This is a genomic window from Streptomyces sp. NPDC102274 (assembly GCF_044766385.1).
In the GTDB taxonomy this organism is placed as follows: Bacteria; Actinomycetota; Actinomycetes; order Streptomycetales; family Streptomycetaceae; genus Streptomyces.
The window spans coordinates 107,667-123,850 of sequence record NZ_JBIWLW010000019.1 but is presented as its reverse complement, the minus strand read 5'-3'; the positions used below and the strand labels follow the sequence as shown (position 1 = coordinate 123,850).

The window sequence follows — 16,184 nt, the reverse complement described above, 5'->3', positions numbered from 1 at the left end:
CTGACACCGGTACCAGCAGGGACAGGTTAAGGGCTGTCCCGCTTATCCCGCACCCACCGGGGATTACGGGACAGCCCCGAGGTCGGCCGACGCGTCCTGGCTAGTGTTGGAGCCATGGCAGCAGCAAGCAACCTGGGTGACTACTTGCGGGCCCGCCGCGAGCGGGTGCGCCCCGACGACGTCGGCCTGCCCGGCGGCGACCGCCGACGGGTGCCCGGTCTTCGCCGGGAGGAGGTCGCACTGCTCGCCGGCATCAGTGTGGAGTACTACCTGCGTCTGGAGCAGGGCCGTGACCAGCACCCGTCCGACCAGGTCCTCGACAGCATCGCCGGCGCCCTGCGGCTCGAAGCCGACGCCGCGACCTACCTGCACGAGTTGGCCCGCCCGGCGCGGACCGCCCGTCGAAGGCCCTCCCGGCCGGAGCGGGTCAGTGCGAGCGTGCAGAGCCTGATCAACAACTGGAACACCACGCCCGCGCTGGTCCAGGGGCGGTACATGGTCACCCTGGCCGCCAACCCGATGGCCGTCGCCTTGTCCCCGTTCTTCGCGTCGGGTGTCAACAGTCTTCGCGCGGCCTTCCTGGAACCGGAGATGCGCACGTTCTACCGCGACTGGGACGCGATGACCGCGAAAGTGGTCGCCTACCTGCGTTCGGTCATCGGAGGCGACCTCAACGATCCCCGGCTTGTCGAGCTGATCGGCGAGCTCAGCCTCCACAGCGAACGCTTCCGCACCCTGTGGGCCGGCATAGACGTGCGTCACAAGACCAGCGGCGTCTCTCTCATGCTCCACCCCCAGGTCGGCGCTCTCGATCTGCGCTACGAGAAACTCGCGCTTCCCGGCGCACCCGGCCAGATGCTGGTCACCTACCATGCCGAGCCCGGCTCTCCGTCCCACGAAAGGCTTCAACTGCTCGCGCACCTGGCTGCGCCGTCAGCCCCTGCGCGCACCACGCCCAGCGGCACGCCAGGCCCCTGACAGGTGAGCGGCTGGAGATAGGCCACGCGGGTTTTTCTCGTTTGCGTGGTTTACTCGCTGGTCCTGACCTCACCGCGCGATGCGTCGTCGATGGACGACGCAGGTTGCAGCCCTCAGCTTCCCGGCGTTCCATGGAGGTATTGGTGTTCGAGCGAGCGTGAAAGCAGTCGCGGTGGCCGACGCGGCGCGCCTCAACTCCGGGCAACGGTCCATTTCGATGGACCATTCGGCACTCGACGCGAAGATGACGCAGGCGATGGGAACAGCTCGCCGTGATCCGCTCGTTGGGACGCGTGAAAGGATAAAAGGATGGCACCGACCGGCCCCGGAAGGCTGGAGTGGCCGCGACTTCGCGTGAACGACTGGACCGAATCGCGAGACACCCTCCACATGTGGACGCAGATAGTCGGAAAGATAAGACTGGCCAACACGCCGCTCATTAATCACTGGTGGGCGGTTACCCTGTATCCCACGGCACGCGGTCTCTCCACATCGGGAATTCCGCACCGAACCGGCATGCTCGACATCGAGTTCGATTTTGTCGACCATAAACTGGTGCTGCGAGAAAGTGGTGGTGGGCGGCGGGAAGTAAAACTCCGGTCCATGCCTGTGGCGGAGTTCCACGACCGGATCATGGGTCACCTCCACGATCTCGGTCTCACCCACGCCATTCAGAACCATCCAAATGAAGTCGAGGTGGCCATTGACTTCACGGACGACTTCGAACACTGCACATACGATCCGAGCGCAGTCAACCTGTTCTGGCAACAGCTCCTGCAAGCCCATCGGGGATTCACGGAATTCCGGTCATACTTCGGTGGAAAAGTCAGTCCCGTGCACTTCTACTGGGGCGTGATGGACCTCGCCTGTACGAGGTTTTCAGGTCGGACGGCGCCGCGTCACCCCGGAGGTGCCCCCAACTGCGGAGACTGGGTGATGGTCGAAGGGTATTCTCGCGAGCTGAGCAGTTGCGGATTCTGGCCCGGCGGCGGTGAAGAAGGAGCGTTTTACTCCTACGCCTACCCGGAGCCGGCAGGCTATTCCAATTTCCCGGTGAATCCTCGGGAAGCCTATTACAGCAACGAGGCTCACGAGTTCTTGTTGCCGTACGAGGCTGTGCGGTGCTCCAACGACCCCGACCGGACTCTGGCCGCCTTTCTGCAGAGCACGTACGAAGCCGCGGCGGAGTGCGGTCAATGGGACAGGCCGAACCTGGAGTTGGACCCCCGACGATGGGCCGATGAACAGGAGCGTGCGTGGCGCTATGCCCGCCGGACGCAATCCATCTAGCGGAGCCGGTGGGTACCCCGACGTATCCCACGGCGGTGGATCGAAGTTCTCCTCGCAAGTCTGCGGCGGGTGATCGACGAAGCGCCGAAGGTCGAGGCGGAGGACGCCCGCTTCGCCGAGGAGATCCGCCGAGAGGACCGGACGCCCTCGTGAAGCACCGATTTTCGAGAGACCGGGTTGGTTCTTCGGCCCTCCGTAACGTCCACCAGGTCTTGCCGGGCAGAACTGTTGTCAGAGATCCTCACCGACCTCAGCGGTAGTCGGGGTTGGGGTAGTCGAGCCGGCAGCCCGCGTCCCATTCGGAGCGCTGGTTGCCATGGGCGGGGATGCCATGGGCACGTTTGAGCAGGGCCGCCACGTGCATCAGGTTCCAGGTCATGAAGGCGGTGTTGCGGTTGGTGAAGTCGTTTTCCGGGCCGCCCGAGCCCTGGTCCAGGTACGACGGCCCCGGTCCTGCCGCGCCGACCCAGCCCGCGTCGGCCTGCGGAGGGATGGTGTAGCCGAGGTGCTGGAGGCTGTAGAGGACGTTCATCGCGCAGTGCTTGGCGCCGTCCTCGTTGCCGGTGATCAAGCAGCCGCCGACGCGTCCGTAATAGGCGTACTGGCCCTTGTCGTTGAGCAGACTGGAGCAGGCGTAGAGGCGTTCGATCACCCGCTTGGTCACCGAGCTGTTGTCGCCCAGCCAGATCGGCCCTGCCAGCACCAGGACGTCGGCGGCCTTCACCCGCTCGTACAGCGCCGGCCAGGCATCGGTGGCGAAGCCGTGTTCGGTCATGTCCGGGTAGACGCCCGTCGCGATGTCATGGTCCACGGCCCGGAGCACGTGCGTGGCAACCCCGTGTGCGTCCATGATCGCGCGGCTCTTGTCGATCAGCCCCTGGGTGTTGCTCTGCTGCGGAGACGGTTTGAGTGTGCAGTTGATGTAGAGGGCGGTCAGGTCGTCGAAGCGGTACGCGTCAGGGGACGGGTTTGCGGTTGATGGCGACGCTGCCACAGAGGGCTCCTCATACGGGACTCCTGACTCGGCCGGCCGGGCCAGGCTCAGCAGCATCGCGCGTTGATCGCCGTTTGTCTCCTTCCCACCCATATTGGGCCTTTTTATGCACTTGAGTAGACCAAGCTACTGATGCGTCAAGGCTCACCCACGGCGGGTTCGGGTCAGGGTGGCAACAAGTGACGGATGCCGGGCTCGGGGTCGGAGAACGCGGCGGCGGCTCGGGACGGGTACCCACGCCGTCCGCGCCACCCGGCTGGGAGCAGGCCAACGACTGCGTCTCCAGATCTCCGGTGGCTCGTTCCCCGAGTACGACCGCAACCTCGGCACCGGCGAGCCCCCAGCGGTCGGCACCGCCCTGCGGACCTCGACCCGTGCCGTGAAGCACCGCGGCACCGTACTCGGCCTCCCCGTCCGGTGAATCGGCAGTCAGGCGCGGCGACATGACCCGCACGGCCTGAGCGGTCGGCGCAGTCGGCGTCGCAGGGCTGGTACCGGTCGAGCCCGCTTGGGCGGCGATGCCGGCCGAGCCGATGGTCACCCCTGCTCATCCCCCGAGCCGTAGCCCGTCGGCCGTATCGGAGGCGATGTGGACGCCGAGCCCCTCGGTGTAGGACGTGGCACCGATCGACAGCTGTCTGCCGTCGCCCGCCGCCTGCTCGCCGACCCATGTCCGGCCGGTCGGCGGCTTCGCGGCCGTGGTGACGAAGACCTTCACCGGGTTGGAGGTCACCCGGACGCCGCCGATGGTGGCGCGGGCCGTGATCGACGCAGTACCGGCGCTCACCGCCTTGACCACGCCCTCGCTGTCGACCGTGGCAACCTTCGAGTGGGAGCTGGAGTAACTGACGGCAACCGGCGCGGACGAGATGCTGTCGGCGTTGAGGGCCAGGCCGTCGCCGGTGACCGTGACCTCGGAGGCGGCCATATTGGCCGTGTTGACCCGCTTGTTGAAGCCGCTTGCGTAGGTGTTGTTCGCGAGGGCGATGTCATCCGCGCCGTCGAAGGTGAACAGCGGGGACGTGTGGCTCGCGGGCGGCGCGTCCGTGGTCACGGTGGTCGTGTCGCCCACGCGCAGGGCTTCCGAGGGTCCGGTCAGCCGCAGGTGGGCGTAGCGCTCGACGCGGTTGTCGCGGAAGGTCAGATCGCCGACGCCGCGGCCGGAGAGAATGGTTCCGCCGGTGAGGTTGAAGTCGTTGTCCTCGATGAGCACATTGCGGTGCACCGGCTGCCCCGCGACGAAGTCCTGGTTGGTGGGGTCGAAGAAAATGACCGGGCTCGCGGGGCGGTCGAAGACATTGCCGCGGATGGTGACGTTCTGCACCGGGCCCGACTCGTACCAGGCGCGGGCATCGGACGAGATGTAGATGCTGGCCATGCTCATGCCGTCGAAACGGTTGTTCTCGATCAGTACGGGCCTGCGCGTCGTCACGAGGATTCCGCGCGTGGGCACGGCCTGGAACGTGTTGCCGGTGATCTCGACGGTGGGTGTGTAGGTGATGTTCTCGGCCACGTACTCGGCCGGGGCGGCGAGTACGGCGGCGGGAAGCGCCCGGTCGAGGACCACGGTCATGTTGCGCAGGTAGGTGGCCGGGTCCGCGCCGGCCGGGACGCCGCTGCCGGTCGGTCCGGTCACCGACACCACCTTCGCCGTCGCGCCGGGGGCGGCGAGCATGGTGCGCTTGTCGACGAGTTCGATGGTGTCGCCCGGATGGAACTGGGGAAACCCGGACGTCTGGTCGTGCATGTAGCGCAGTTGCACCGTCTTCCGCTCGGCGGCGGTCACCTGGAGGTAGGTGCCGTGGATGTTGATCGGGTCGTCCTGCGGGTTGTCGAAAAGGCTGTTGGTGATGCGCACCGTGCCCTTGATGCCGGACATCTGGATGTGGTCGGCGAAACCCGAGGTGACGCGGCCGCTGCCGCGATCGGCCTTGAAGGTGACCGAGTCGATGCTGATGTCCTCGCTGAGCTGGCCCACGATGCCGAAGCCGTGCAGATAGCCGAGCCGGAGGTGATCGGCCGTGATACGCGACGACTCCCAGAACAGGGCGCCCGGCGTGTCCCTGGTGTCCTCGCGCATCTGATAGATGTATCCGCGGTCGGTGGGGGCGGTGCTGTCGCTGTAGGTGAACCGCAGCCTGTCGCCGCCGAGTTCGGTGATCTTCGCGACGTTCTGGAAGACCGGGTTGGACGCGCGCCATGTCCTGTTGGTCGCGGGGTCGTGGACCTGGGAGTAGTTGAAGGAGTCCGTGCCCGTCCAGTACGGCTGTCCGGTGGCCGGGCTGCGCTCGCCGTTCCAGCGCACCGAGGTGCCTTCCACGGCGTAGTCGTATGTCTTGGGGATGTCGATGATCCGGTACGCCTGCCCGTGGGCGACACCGGTGTCGGCGACCGTGATGTCGACCGTTTTGGGGGCGACCCACGTCTGCGAGAAGTTGGTGAAGCGCACATCGCTTGAGCGGATCGCCGCGAAGACGGTCTGGAAGCCATGGTTGACGATCACCGATCCGCCGCCGTCGACGACGACGTCCCGCATGTCCTCGACGAGGATGCCGATGTCCTTCGTCTTGAACGCCTGGTCGCTGCCGACCGTGTTGCTGACGTACAGCTCCCGCTTCGGCGTCCGTTCGGGCCAGATGTGGTAGCGGCCGGACGGGAAGTGGATCGTGGTGGGCCCGCCCACGGTCTTCGCGTGGGCGATCGCGGCGGTGACGGCCGCCGCGGAGTCGGCCTTGCCCGAGGGGTCCGCACCGAAGTCCGTGACATCGATGACCGTGCGGCCGGTGTCGTCCACGACGGCCGCACCGTGAAGACCTCCGATGACTGTGGAAGCCTGCGGCCGCGAGGCGGGCTGCGCGGTGGCCGTTCCCATCAGAGCGACCAACACCCCCACGGTGAGGGCAGTAGCTGCGCGGATGGCATTGTGCCTGCCGAACCGAGTACGGGCGAAGCCCGGTCGCGTAGGTCTCATGTCGTTCCTTTGGAGGGGTGTCCGGGCCATTCATCCGAGGTCGTAGCTGGAAGGTAGGGCCATCACCAAAGAAGAACAAGAGGAACAACAGAAGTAAACATTCTCCGCCATGCCGGGCCGCCCTCACCGTCGGCGACCGCGAAGACGTCGCGTGCCCGGACATGGCACTCGCCCGTGCCCATCCTGGAGTTGTCGACGGACCAGCCGCCGGGTGCGCATCACCGTGGAAGCCACGCTTGCACCTCTGAGGGGCACTTGATCGGCCGCGGTTGCGGCTCCTGGGCAGGAGCCGCAACCAGGAGCTGGGTGTCTCGCTACGCGCCTACCGGCGGCGCGTGGCCGGCGGTCACAGGGCGGCGCACCGTGATCATGTTACGAGCTCCGGGTGAGGCGGGTCCAGCCGGCTGGCGGTGCCAGGAGCGTGCGGGCGTGGGGCTTCCATTTCCGGACCCGCACGTTGCCCTGGTAGCTGTGGAGGATGAGGTGGCCGAGATACTCAAGCGCTTTGAGGGCAAACCCATTTGCCGGGCACATCTCCTCACCTTTCCCGAAGGGAAGGTAGGCTCGCCGCTGGTCGTCGGCGAGTTTTTCCCAGCGTGACGGATCGAAATCCAGCGGCTTGTCCCAAACGGTTCCCGACCGGTGGATCGCGTGTGTGCCGATCATGACATGTTCGCCCTTGTTGACCGGCACGCCGCCAATTTCGTGGTCAATTGCCGCTTCCCTGGCCAGGCGCCATGCGGTCGGGTAGAGGCGCAATGTCTCCCTGACCAGAGAGCGGACCTGGTCCGGCCGTACTGCCGGCGTGTTGTATCCGTGCTGAATGCCGAGTAGCACTACCCATTCGAGGGTAACTCCGGTGAAGCCGATCATGGAGAGTATGAGCCGCTGTAGCAGTTGCGCGCGATCCGCCGGGGTCAACTCGCCCCGCAGACTCAATACCACATCGACGAGGTCCTCTGCGTCGATTTCGGTTTCGGTTTCCCGCGCAGGAAGCCGTCTCAGCTGTTCGGTGACCCCGTCCCGGATGCGGCTTACTGAACGATGCGAACTCCTCGCCATACGACCGACAATGTCGTCGGCGATGACGCTCGATTTTATGTACGCGTTGACAAGGGAGTTGAGTTCGGTATGACGCTGGTGCGCGATAACCGGGGCGAAGTACCGGCGGACCAGTCCGACTCCCCACCGTTGGTGCGGCAGGCGGCTGCGACTGTCACTCAACTCATGGATGGCGGAGTCAATGTCAAATGACGAATGGAGATCGTGATGGCTCAAGGCTCTGAGCAGTTCACGCGACGCTGCCGCCCTTAGCGCCCGAGGAAGAGGCTCGGGTCCGATGCGGAAGAATCCGGACTGCGGTACGTAAGAGTCAGCCGAGTCGACGAGAATTTCCCGGGCAGCATCCGCGTCGGCGACGAACAGCGTCCCAAAGCGGAGCCTGAACGGGCCATCGGCATCGGCCGCCAGGTTTTCCCAGCGCCGTAGGTGACGCCATAGGCTCTGCCTATCCAGGAACACGAATTCTTATGCCCATCGGACAGGGGACGGGATGCGGCGATCCGGCTACGCACCCCGTCCCGTACGGGGAGAGGATCAATCCTTGCGCCCGTACCTGTCACCGTACTGGTTTCGACGTGCACGCATCTCGCCGCTGAGCGCCCGAAGGCGTCTGGTGATCCATGACATTGCCGATCCTCCTTGTCAGGCGGTACCCGATCCAATGCCCGGCCGACTCGGAAACCGTCGGTGCACCGCTTGGGCTACGACACTACCCACATCGCAGAACCGGGTGAACTGGCGAAACCGGCCACGGACGGTGCTGCCACGGTGGCCACTGCTGCCAGATACGACACAGGCTCCCCAAGGACAACAGGCCGCCCATCCCCAGGTCCTTGACCTGGGCAGTGTCAATCCGCTCTGCCAATGAGCCGACGTCGGGCGGACGTTCGCGGTTCAGCGGGGAACGAGCTTGAGCGTTGCCGCCCGGGGCGGTGGGAGTGGTCGCGAGGCCGGCTCCCTCGGGGTACGTGGCCTGATAGGTGGCATCGGCGGTCTTCACAGGAGCCCTGTCAGCCGGTCGGTGCCTCCGCGATGCGGTAACCCACCCCGGGCGTCGTCGTGATGACCGGCGGGCCGCCCAGCTTGCGGCGCAATCGCCCGACGGTGACGGTCACCGTGTTGGTGAACGGGTCGGCGTTCTCGTCCCACACCTGTTCAAGGAGGTCTTCGGCACTCAGGAAGCCCGGACTGGCACGCAGGAGCGCCTCCAGGACGGCGAATTCCTTGACGGACAGCTCCAGCGGACGGCCGTCGCGAAGGGCGGTCCGGCGTACCGGGTCGAGTTCGAGGCCGGCGGCGTGCAGCGTACGGGCATGGGCGGCCGTCCTGCGGCGGGCCAGGAAACGGATGCGCAGGATCAACTCCGGGAAGTGGAACGGCTTCGCGAGGTAGTCGTCGGCGCCGAGTGTGAGCCCGCTGACCCGGTCACCGGGAGACCCGGCCGCGGTCAGAATCAGCACCATCGCGCGATCGTCCCGCCCGGTGATCATCTGGCAGAGCGTGTCACCGTGGATGCCGGGCAGGTCGCGGTCGAGGACCACCACGTCGTACGTATTGCGGTCGAGCTTGGCGGCGGCGGCCAGACCGTCGTGCGCGATGTCGACGGCCATCCCCTGATCCCGCAATCCCTCGGCGACGACCTCGGCGAGCGACCGCGCGTCCTCGACGACCAGAACCCTCACCGTGTCACCCCGTCCGGACCGGCCGACGACGGCAGCGACGCCACGACCCGCAGGCCGCCCTCCGGCCGGGCTCGGAGGTCGAGGCGGCCACCGTGCGCGGCGACGATCGCGGCGACGATCGACAGCCCGAGGCCGGAGCTCTCCTCCGACCCGGTCCGGTCGGCGCCGAGCCGCTCGAACGGCCGTGTGAGCCGGTCCACCTGGTCCTGGTCGAGGACGCGCCCGCCGGTCTCGATCGCGAGCCGTGCTTCGGCGTCGACGTGATCGGTGGAGATCCGGATCCAGCCGCCCTCCTGGTTGTGCACGATCGCGTTGTCGACCACGTTCTCCACCATCCGGGACAGCAGCGCCGGGCTGCCCCGTGTCCAGGCGTTCGGCCTCACGGCGTCGTCGACGGTGAGGGTTCTCGCGGCGATGCCGGCGGCTCGGGCGGTCAGTGCCCGCCCCGCCAGTTCGCCGAGCGACACGGGCACCCGGTCGACGGGGACACCGTGCTGCGCACGGGCAAGGACGAGGAAGCCGTCCAACAGGTGGTCCACCCGGTCGAGTTCAGTCCGCAACCGGTCCGCGAGTGCGACGGTCTGCGCCGCGGGCTCCGGTTTGGCGACGGCCACGTCCAGCGACGCTCGTATCGTCGCGAGCGGCGTACGCAGTTCGTGCGAGGCGTTGGCGACGAACCGGCGCTGCGCGGTGAACGAGGCCTCAAGACGTGCCAGGAGGCCGTCGATCGTGTCGGCGAGCTCCTTGACCTCGTCGGCGGGACCGGCCACGGCAAGCCGCTGATGCAGGTTCTCCGCGGAGAACCGTCGCGTCGCGGCGGTGATCAGCCGCAGCGGGCGCAGGACGCGGCCCGCGAGGGCCCGGCCGAGCAGGAGCGAGACGGCCGCCATCACCACCAGCGCGATCAGCGAGCCGACCAGCAGTTGGCGGGACTGCTGCGCGTGCACGTCCGAGAGTTGCTTCTGCAGATCGAGGATGTGCTGCCCGGCGGACGTGAGGCCGGACCGGCCGGGCCGGCCGGGCCGGGGCTGTTCGGGAGCGACGCCGGTCACCTGGCCACCGGACAGCAGGTAGGTCAGGGCGAGCAGCGCGATTCCGGACACCAGGAAACCCGCGGCATACAAGATCGTGAATCGCCGTCCGACGGTCCCTCTCCGCAACGTGCCCATGCTTCCTCCCCCTGTCCAGATCTGCCGGACTCAGGATGCCCCGGGTCTGCCGGACTCAGGATGCCCGGCCGCACCTAACAGCGGCATGACAGCGGCAGTTCGGACCGCGTTATGGGCGACTCCGTAGAACCGGACCATGTTCACGACCAACGAAATACTCTACCAGGAGTGGACCGGATTCCGACGTCCGGGCCGGCTGATCGCGATGGCGGCCGCGGCCCTGGTCATCCTCGCCCTCGGCCTGCTCCACGCGACAGGCAACCACGCGTCCTGCGACGGCCCGTGCCCGACCGATCCGACCTGGCCGGACGGCTCAGTCGTCAGTGACAAGTTCTACTTTCTGCACCGGGACCTGGGCGAGAACGGCAGCATCACCGTCCGGACGACATCCATGACGGGCACCATCACCTATCCGCCGCCGAGCCATGATCAGATCGTCCCGGGTCTGGTGCCGTGGGCGAAGGTCGGGATCATCATCAAGGACGGTGTCCGCCAAGGGTCCTCCTATGCGGCGCTGATGCTCACCGGCAGCCACGGGGTGCGGATGCAGTACGACTACCGCCATGACATCGCCGGCAGCTCCGGCGGGGTCTCGGCGCGGTCGCCACGGTGGCTGCGGCTGACGCGGTCGGGCGGCACCGTCACCGGCTACGAGTCCGCCGACGGCAAGCAGTGGGCGAGGGTCGGCACGGCGAAGCTGCCCGAACTGACCGGGACCGCCCAGGTAGGCCTCTTCGCCACCTCCCCCGGCGATCTGACCCTGCGGCGCGTCGGCCTCGGCGGCGCCACCGAGGAGACGCGCTTCACCCAGGCCGGCGGCGTCTTCGACAACGTCGCCCTGGCGGGCACGGACCCCGCCGAGGGCTGGCGCGGCGAGTCCGTCGGCGAGATGAACCACACCGACTGGGAGAAGTACCACAAGGCGTCAGGAGCGGTGGTCGGGCCGAACGGCACGATGACCGTCACCGGCACCGGCGACATCGGGCCCGTGAATACCGAGGGCGGCCGCCCCATGGAACGCCTCCTCCAAGGCCTGGTTCTCGCGTTGCTCATCGTGCTCGTGGTCGCGGCGCGGTTCGGCGCGTCCGGGTCCCGCCCCGCACACGCGGGCGACGTGCCGATCACCCGCCGGGTGCTCGCCGCGCGGGCGACGCTCGTCGCGGCCGTCACGTTCGTGACCGGTCTGCTCGCCGTGGGCACCGTGATCCCGGCCGGTCTGGCCATCCTGAAGGGGAACGGGATACCCGTCGTCGGGGCGTCCACGCTCGCCGAAGTGCGCGTCGTCGTCGGCACCGCCGCCGTGCTCGCCCTCATGGCCGTACTCGCCCTCGCATGCGGCGCCCTGATGCGGCGCGGGTGGTCCGCGATCCTCCTCTCCGCCTCGGCGATCGCGGTCCCGTACGCCGTGACCGCCGTCCCGCTGCTGGCCGACGGACTGTCACAGTGGCTGCTGCGGGTCACCCCGGCCGCCGGCTTCGCCGTCCAGCAGACCCTCACCGAATATCCGCAGGTCGTCGCCCACTACGCGCCCTCCACCGGATATTTCCCGCTTCCGTGGTGGGCCGGGGTCTCGGTGCTGTGTGCGTACACGGTGATGGTTCTGGGCCTCGCTCTGAGCCGCCTGCCGCGGAGCGGTGAGCGGGCCGAGCGGCCCATGGACTGAGGGCGGCCCTTGGGACGCTCCACCCTCGGACCGCGATCGATGCGAGAAATTGCTGGACATCGCCCAGGCGCGCAGCGAGCGTCGACGGAATGCAGCAGCAGATCTGGGACGCCGATACCGCCCAGCGCTATGACACGCCCGGCTCCGGCATGTTCGCGCCCGAGATCGTCGGGCCGACCGTGGACCGCCTCGCTCAGCTCGCGGGGGACGGAGCGGCGCTTGAGTTCGCGATCGGGACCGGCCGGGTGGCCGTCCCGCTCGCCGAGCGAGGAGTCTCCGTCACCGGCATCGAGCTCTCGCTCCCGATGGTGGAGCTACTGCGAACCAAGGCGGACGAAGCGTCGATCCCAGTGATCATCGGTGACATGGCGACCACTGTCGCCCCCGGGGAGTACGCCCTCGTCTACCTCGTCTTCAACACGATCTCCAACCTGCTCACCCAGGATGAGCAGGTCCAGTGCTTCCGCAACGCCGCCCGCCACCTCACGCCCGGTGGTCGCTTCGTGATCGAGCTCTGGGTGCCCGAGCTGCGCAAGCTGCCACCGGGCCAGGCGGCCACCGTCTGGGAGTGCGAGCCCGGCTACATCGGTTTGGACACCTACGACGTCCTGAGCCAGCACGTGGTGTCGCACCATTTCCGGTTCGACGAGACCCGGGAGGCGCGGTTGTTCCGCAGCCCTCATCGCTACATCTGGCCGGCCGAACTCGACCTCATGGCCCGGCTGGCCGGATTCGAGCTGGAGACCAGGCATGCGGACTGGGCCGGGGGCACGTTCACCGCCGAGTCGCGTTCTCACGTCTCCGTCTACCGCGTCCCGCCGACGTAGTAGCTCGACGGGGACGCGGTCCGGGACGCAGTGCCGTCGTCACCGCGGTACGGCCCAGGGGCGAGAGGCGCCGAGCGGCGCGGTGGCGGGTGCCGGGGTCCCGCCCTACCGTGGACGAGGAGGCGCCGCCTCGCGGGCACCGCGCGCATGTCGACCCCGTACGGGCGAGGGGCCGGTGTGCGGCCGCCTTCTCCGGATTGTGCGCGTTTCGGCGTTGCGACCACCGTTCCCTTCCGATCCGTGACCGCGAGAAAGGGATGCCCATGGGCGTCCACTCCCACGAGCCGGTTCCTCAGCCGGTGCTGTCCCCGCTGACAGCCGCGGCGATCTTCCTGGTCCTGACCATCAACCAGGGCGGCGGGCCGGTCACACGGGAGCTGTTGTCGGACCTGAACGGGCTGCGGCGGGCGGTGGGCTTCCGCGCCACACCGGACGGCAGGCTCGGCGTCGTCGTGGGCATCGGTTCGCAGGCGTGGGACAGCCTGTTCGCCGGGCCACGCCCGGCGGAGCTGCATCCGCTCCCTGAGCTGAACGGATCCCGCCACCGATCCGTGTCGACACCCGGTGACCTGCTCTTCCACATCAGAGCCGCCCGCCTGGACCTGTGCTTCGCGCTCGCCGCCGAGATCATGGCGCGGCTCCGCGAGGTCGTCACCGTGTGCGACGAGGTCCATGGATTCAAGTACTTCGACGTGCGTGACCTGCTCGGATTCGTCGACGGCACGGAGAATCCGACGGGCCGGGCGGCGAGCGCCGCCGTGCTGATCGGCGACGAGGACCCGCCGTTCTCCGGAGGCAGCTATGTGATCGTGCAGAAGTATCTGCACGATCTGCGGGCCTGGAACACCCTTACGGTCGAGGCACAGGAGATGGTGATCGGGCGCAGGAAGCTGTCCGACATCGAGCTCGACGACGCCGTCAAGCCGGCCGATTCCCACGTGGCCCTGACCACGATCGAGGACCCGGACGGCACCAAGCACGAGATCCTGCGCGACAACATGCCCTTCGGGACCGTCGGACAGGGCGAGTTCGGCACGTACTTCATCGGATACGCCCGCACCCCGACCGTGACCGAGCGGATGCTGGAGCGCATGTTCCTGGGCACTCCTCCGGTGTCCCACGACCGGATCCTGGACTTCTCCACACCGGTCACCGGGTCGCTGTTCTACGTGCCCAGCAGCGACTTCCTGGACAATCTTCCGGATCCGCCGGGCCGGAGCGAGAGAGCCGACACCGATGCCGTTCCCTCTGTGGCCCCGTTCCCGGCCGTGGACGGCTCCCTGGGAGACGGAACCCTGGGAATCGGCGGCCTGAAAGAGCGACAGAAACAGAAGGCGAGCACCGCTGATGAACAATCTGCACCGTGAACTGGCGCCCATCTCCTCCGCCGCGTGGGCCGACATGGAGCAGGAGGCGCGACGCACGTTCACACGCCATGTGGCGGGCCGCCGGATCGTCGACGTTCCCGACCCGGGCGGCGCCGAGACATCCGGTGTGGGCACCGGCCGTCTTGAGGCCGCCGAGGCTCCGGCGGACGGGGTCACGGCCCATGCACGCGGCTTTCAGCCCCTGGTGGAGCTGCGCGTGCCGTTCACCGTGGACCGGCAGCAGGTGGACGATGTGGAACGCGGGGCCAAGGACGCGGACTGGCAACCCGTGAAGGACGCGGCGCGAAGAATCGCGTTCGCCGAGGACCGGGCCGTGTTCGAGGGCTATCCCGCCGCCGGCATCGCCGGGCTGCGCGCCAGTTCCTCGAACCGGGCCCTGACCGTGCCCGCCGATGTGCGTGAGTACCCGACCGTTGTCAGCAAGGCCGCGAGCGCGCTGCGGCTGGCGGGGGTCGGCGGCCCGTACGCCTTGGCGCTGAGCGCCGAGGCGTACACCCTCGTCAGTGAGACCTCCCACTACGGCTATCCGGTCATCAAGCACATGGCCCGGCTCCTGGACGGCGACATCATCTGGGCGCCCGCGATCGACGGGGCTTTCCTCCTGTCCACCCGGGGCGGCGACTTCGAACTGCGCATCGGCCAGGACGTGTCCATCGGCTACCTGTCGCACGACGAGCGCAGCATCCGTCTGTACTTCCAGGAGACGCTGACCTTCCTCGTGTACACGAGCGAAGCGGTCGTGCCCGTGGAGGTGGAGGGCCCACGGCCCGCCGCCCCGTCGGAGGGACAGACATGAAGGTCGCCATCGTCGAGGCGGGCGCGGTCGGGTCGGCCACCGCCCTGTCCCTGGTCGAACGCGGCGGAACCTGCCGGGAGATCGTGCTGATCGACCGCGACACCGCCCGCGCCGACGGCGTCGCCGCCGGCCTCCGCTACGCGGCGCCGCTGTCGCCCACGGTCGACGTACGCTCCGGCGGCTACGACGACCCGGCCGACGCCGCGATCGTCGTCATCACCGCGGGGGTGAACGAGAAGAACGGCCGCCGCCGGTTCACCGACGGCTTCGCGCTCCAGGTGGCCGGCGAGGTCTCGCGGGGACGCCTGATCCGGTCGGGGACAGATCAGGCGGCGGAGCGCTCGTCGGACGAGCGGCGGCGCAGCGCGGTCTGCTGGACGGCGGGTGGGGCGTAGGCCGTGTCGAGCGTTCCGATGCCGGTGCCGGGAGGCACGATGGCGTCGATCCGGTCGAGGATGTCGTCGGTCAGGGTGGTCCCGGCGCCTGCGAGAAGGTCGTCGAGATGGTCCATCGTGCGCGGTCCGATGATCGCGGAGGTGACGCCGGGGTGGGCGATCACGAAGGCCAGGGCCAGGTGTGCCAACGGCATCCCCGCCTCTTCGGCGAGGAGGATGAGCTGCTCGACCGCGTCGAGGCGGCGTTCGTCGCTCAGATGTTTGAGGCCGAACCCGGCCCGGTGGCTGTCGGCCGGCCGGCCCTTGCGGTAACGGCCGGTGAGCAGGCCCCCCGCGAGGGGGCTGTAGACCAGGGTGCCCATGCCGTAACGCTCGCAGACGGGCAGTACCTCGCGCTCGATGCCGCGATCGAGGATCGAGTACGGCGGCTGCTCGGTGCGGAACCGCCGCAGACCGCGCCGTTCGGCGACCCACTGCGCCTCGACGATGTCCGAGGCGGGGAAGCTGGAGGAGCCGATGGCCCGGACCTTGCCCTCGCGCACCAGGTCGGTGAGAGCGGAGAGGGTCTCTTCCACGTCGGTGTCGGGTGCGGGCCGGTGGATCTGGAACAGGTCGACGTGATCGGTCCCGAGCCGGCGCAGGGAGTCCTCCAGCGCGCGGACCAGCCAACGCCGCGAGTTGCCCCGCTGGTTGGGGTCGTCCCCCATGGGGAGGTGCGCCTTGGTGGCGAGCACGACGTTGTCCCGGCGGCCCTTGAGTGCCTTGCCGACGATTTCCTCGGACTCGCCGCGTGAGTAGGCGTCGGCGGTGTCGACGAAGTTGATGCCCGCGTCCAGTGCCTTGTGGATGATCCGGACGGAGTCGTCGTGGTCGGGGTTGCCGACGGCGCCGAACATCATCGCGCCGAGGCAGTAGGGGCTGACCTTGATACCGGTCCGGCCCAGCGTGCGGTACTTCACGGTTCTCCTC

At 68.1% G+C, this 16,184-nt stretch carries 13 protein-coding genes; 7 read left to right on the top strand and 6 right to left on the bottom strand.

Annotation, left to right across the window (positions count from 1 at the left end):
• Positions 1–114 precede the first annotated feature (114 nt).
• The gene (locus tag ACIRQP_RS24750; protein WP_403893305.1) at positions 115–978 is read left to right on the top strand and encodes a helix-turn-helix domain-containing protein; all 864 of its coding nucleotides are present in this window, start codon (positions 115–117) and stop codon (positions 976–978) included.
• A 309-nt stretch (positions 979–1,287) separates the two neighbouring features.
• Positions 1,288–2,268, top strand: coding sequence for a DUF5996 family protein (locus tag ACIRQP_RS24745; protein ID WP_403893304.1), 981 nt, complete (start codon positions 1,288–1,290; stop codon positions 2,266–2,268).
• A gap of 250 nt (positions 2,269–2,518) precedes the next feature.
• On the opposite strand, the gene ACIRQP_RS24740 is transcribed toward ACIRQP_RS24745, so the two are convergent.
• The 5 genes from ACIRQP_RS24740 to ACIRQP_RS24720 form a co-directional block, all read right to left on the bottom strand.
• Positions 2,519–3,262, bottom strand: a complete 744-nt coding sequence (locus ACIRQP_RS24740; RefSeq protein ID WP_403893303.1) for a flavodoxin family protein — start codon at positions 3,260–3,262, stop codon at positions 2,519–2,521.
• 547 nt (positions 3,263–3,809) lie between these two features.
• On the bottom strand, positions 3,810–6,233 hold the full coding sequence (locus tag ACIRQP_RS24735; RefSeq protein ID WP_403893302.1) for a right-handed parallel beta-helix repeat-containing protein: 2,424 nt from the start codon (positions 6,231–6,233) through the stop codon (positions 3,810–3,812).
• A gap of 372 nt (positions 6,234–6,605) precedes the next feature.
• Complete coding sequence (locus ACIRQP_RS24730) at positions 6,606–7,754, bottom strand: cytochrome P450 (protein ID WP_403893301.1); 1,149 nt, start codon at positions 7,752–7,754, stop codon at positions 6,606–6,608.
• A gap of 551 nt (positions 7,755–8,305) precedes the next feature.
• Entirely contained in the window at positions 8,306–8,977 is a 672-nt protein-coding gene (locus tag ACIRQP_RS24725; protein WP_403893300.1) for a response regulator transcription factor, read from the bottom strand.
• Positions 8,974–10,080 carry a sensor histidine kinase gene (locus ACIRQP_RS24720; protein WP_403893299.1) on the bottom strand — a complete coding sequence of 369 codons (1,107 nt, stop codon included), beginning with the start codon at positions 10,078–10,080 and terminating at the stop codon, positions 8,974–8,976. Before ACIRQP_RS24720 ends, ACIRQP_RS24725 begins: the two co-directional genes overlap by 4 nt.
• A gap of 202 nt (positions 10,081–10,282) precedes the next feature.
• On the opposite strand from ACIRQP_RS24720, the gene ACIRQP_RS24715 reads away from it, so the two are divergent.
• From ACIRQP_RS24715 to ACIRQP_RS24695, 5 genes are all read left to right on the top strand, one after another.
• The gene (locus ACIRQP_RS24715; protein ID WP_403893298.1) at positions 10,283–11,809 is read left to right on the top strand and encodes a hypothetical protein; all 1,527 of its coding nucleotides are present in this window, start codon (positions 10,283–10,285) and stop codon (positions 11,807–11,809) included.
• A gap of 89 nt (positions 11,810–11,898) precedes the next feature.
• Positions 11,899–12,636 (top strand): class I SAM-dependent DNA methyltransferase, encoded by a 738-nt coding sequence (locus ACIRQP_RS24710; RefSeq protein WP_403893297.1) that lies wholly within the window; start codon positions 11,899–11,901, stop codon positions 12,634–12,636.
• A gap of 263 nt (positions 12,637–12,899) precedes the next feature.
• Positions 12,900–14,003 carry a Dyp-type peroxidase gene (locus ACIRQP_RS24705; RefSeq protein WP_403893296.1) on the top strand — a complete coding sequence of 368 codons (1,104 nt, stop codon included), beginning with the start codon at positions 12,900–12,902 and terminating at the stop codon, positions 14,001–14,003.
• Complete coding sequence (locus ACIRQP_RS24700) at positions 13,984–14,820, top strand: family 1 encapsulin nanocompartment shell protein (protein WP_403893295.1); 837 nt, start codon at positions 13,984–13,986, stop codon at positions 14,818–14,820. The genes ACIRQP_RS24705 and ACIRQP_RS24700 overlap by 20 nt, the downstream gene beginning before the upstream one ends.
• On the top strand, positions 14,817–15,215 hold the full coding sequence (locus ACIRQP_RS24695) for a hypothetical protein (RefSeq protein WP_403893294.1): 399 nt from the start codon (positions 14,817–14,819) through the stop codon (positions 15,213–15,215). Before ACIRQP_RS24700 ends, ACIRQP_RS24695 begins: the two co-directional genes overlap by 4 nt.
• Here ACIRQP_RS24695 and ACIRQP_RS24690 read toward each other — a convergent pair.
• Complete coding sequence (locus ACIRQP_RS24690) at positions 15,146–16,174, bottom strand: aldo/keto reductase (RefSeq protein ID WP_403893293.1); 1,029 nt, start codon at positions 16,172–16,174, stop codon at positions 15,146–15,148. The genes ACIRQP_RS24695 and ACIRQP_RS24690 overlap by 70 nt on opposite strands.
• Positions 16,175–16,184 lie beyond the last annotated feature (10 nt).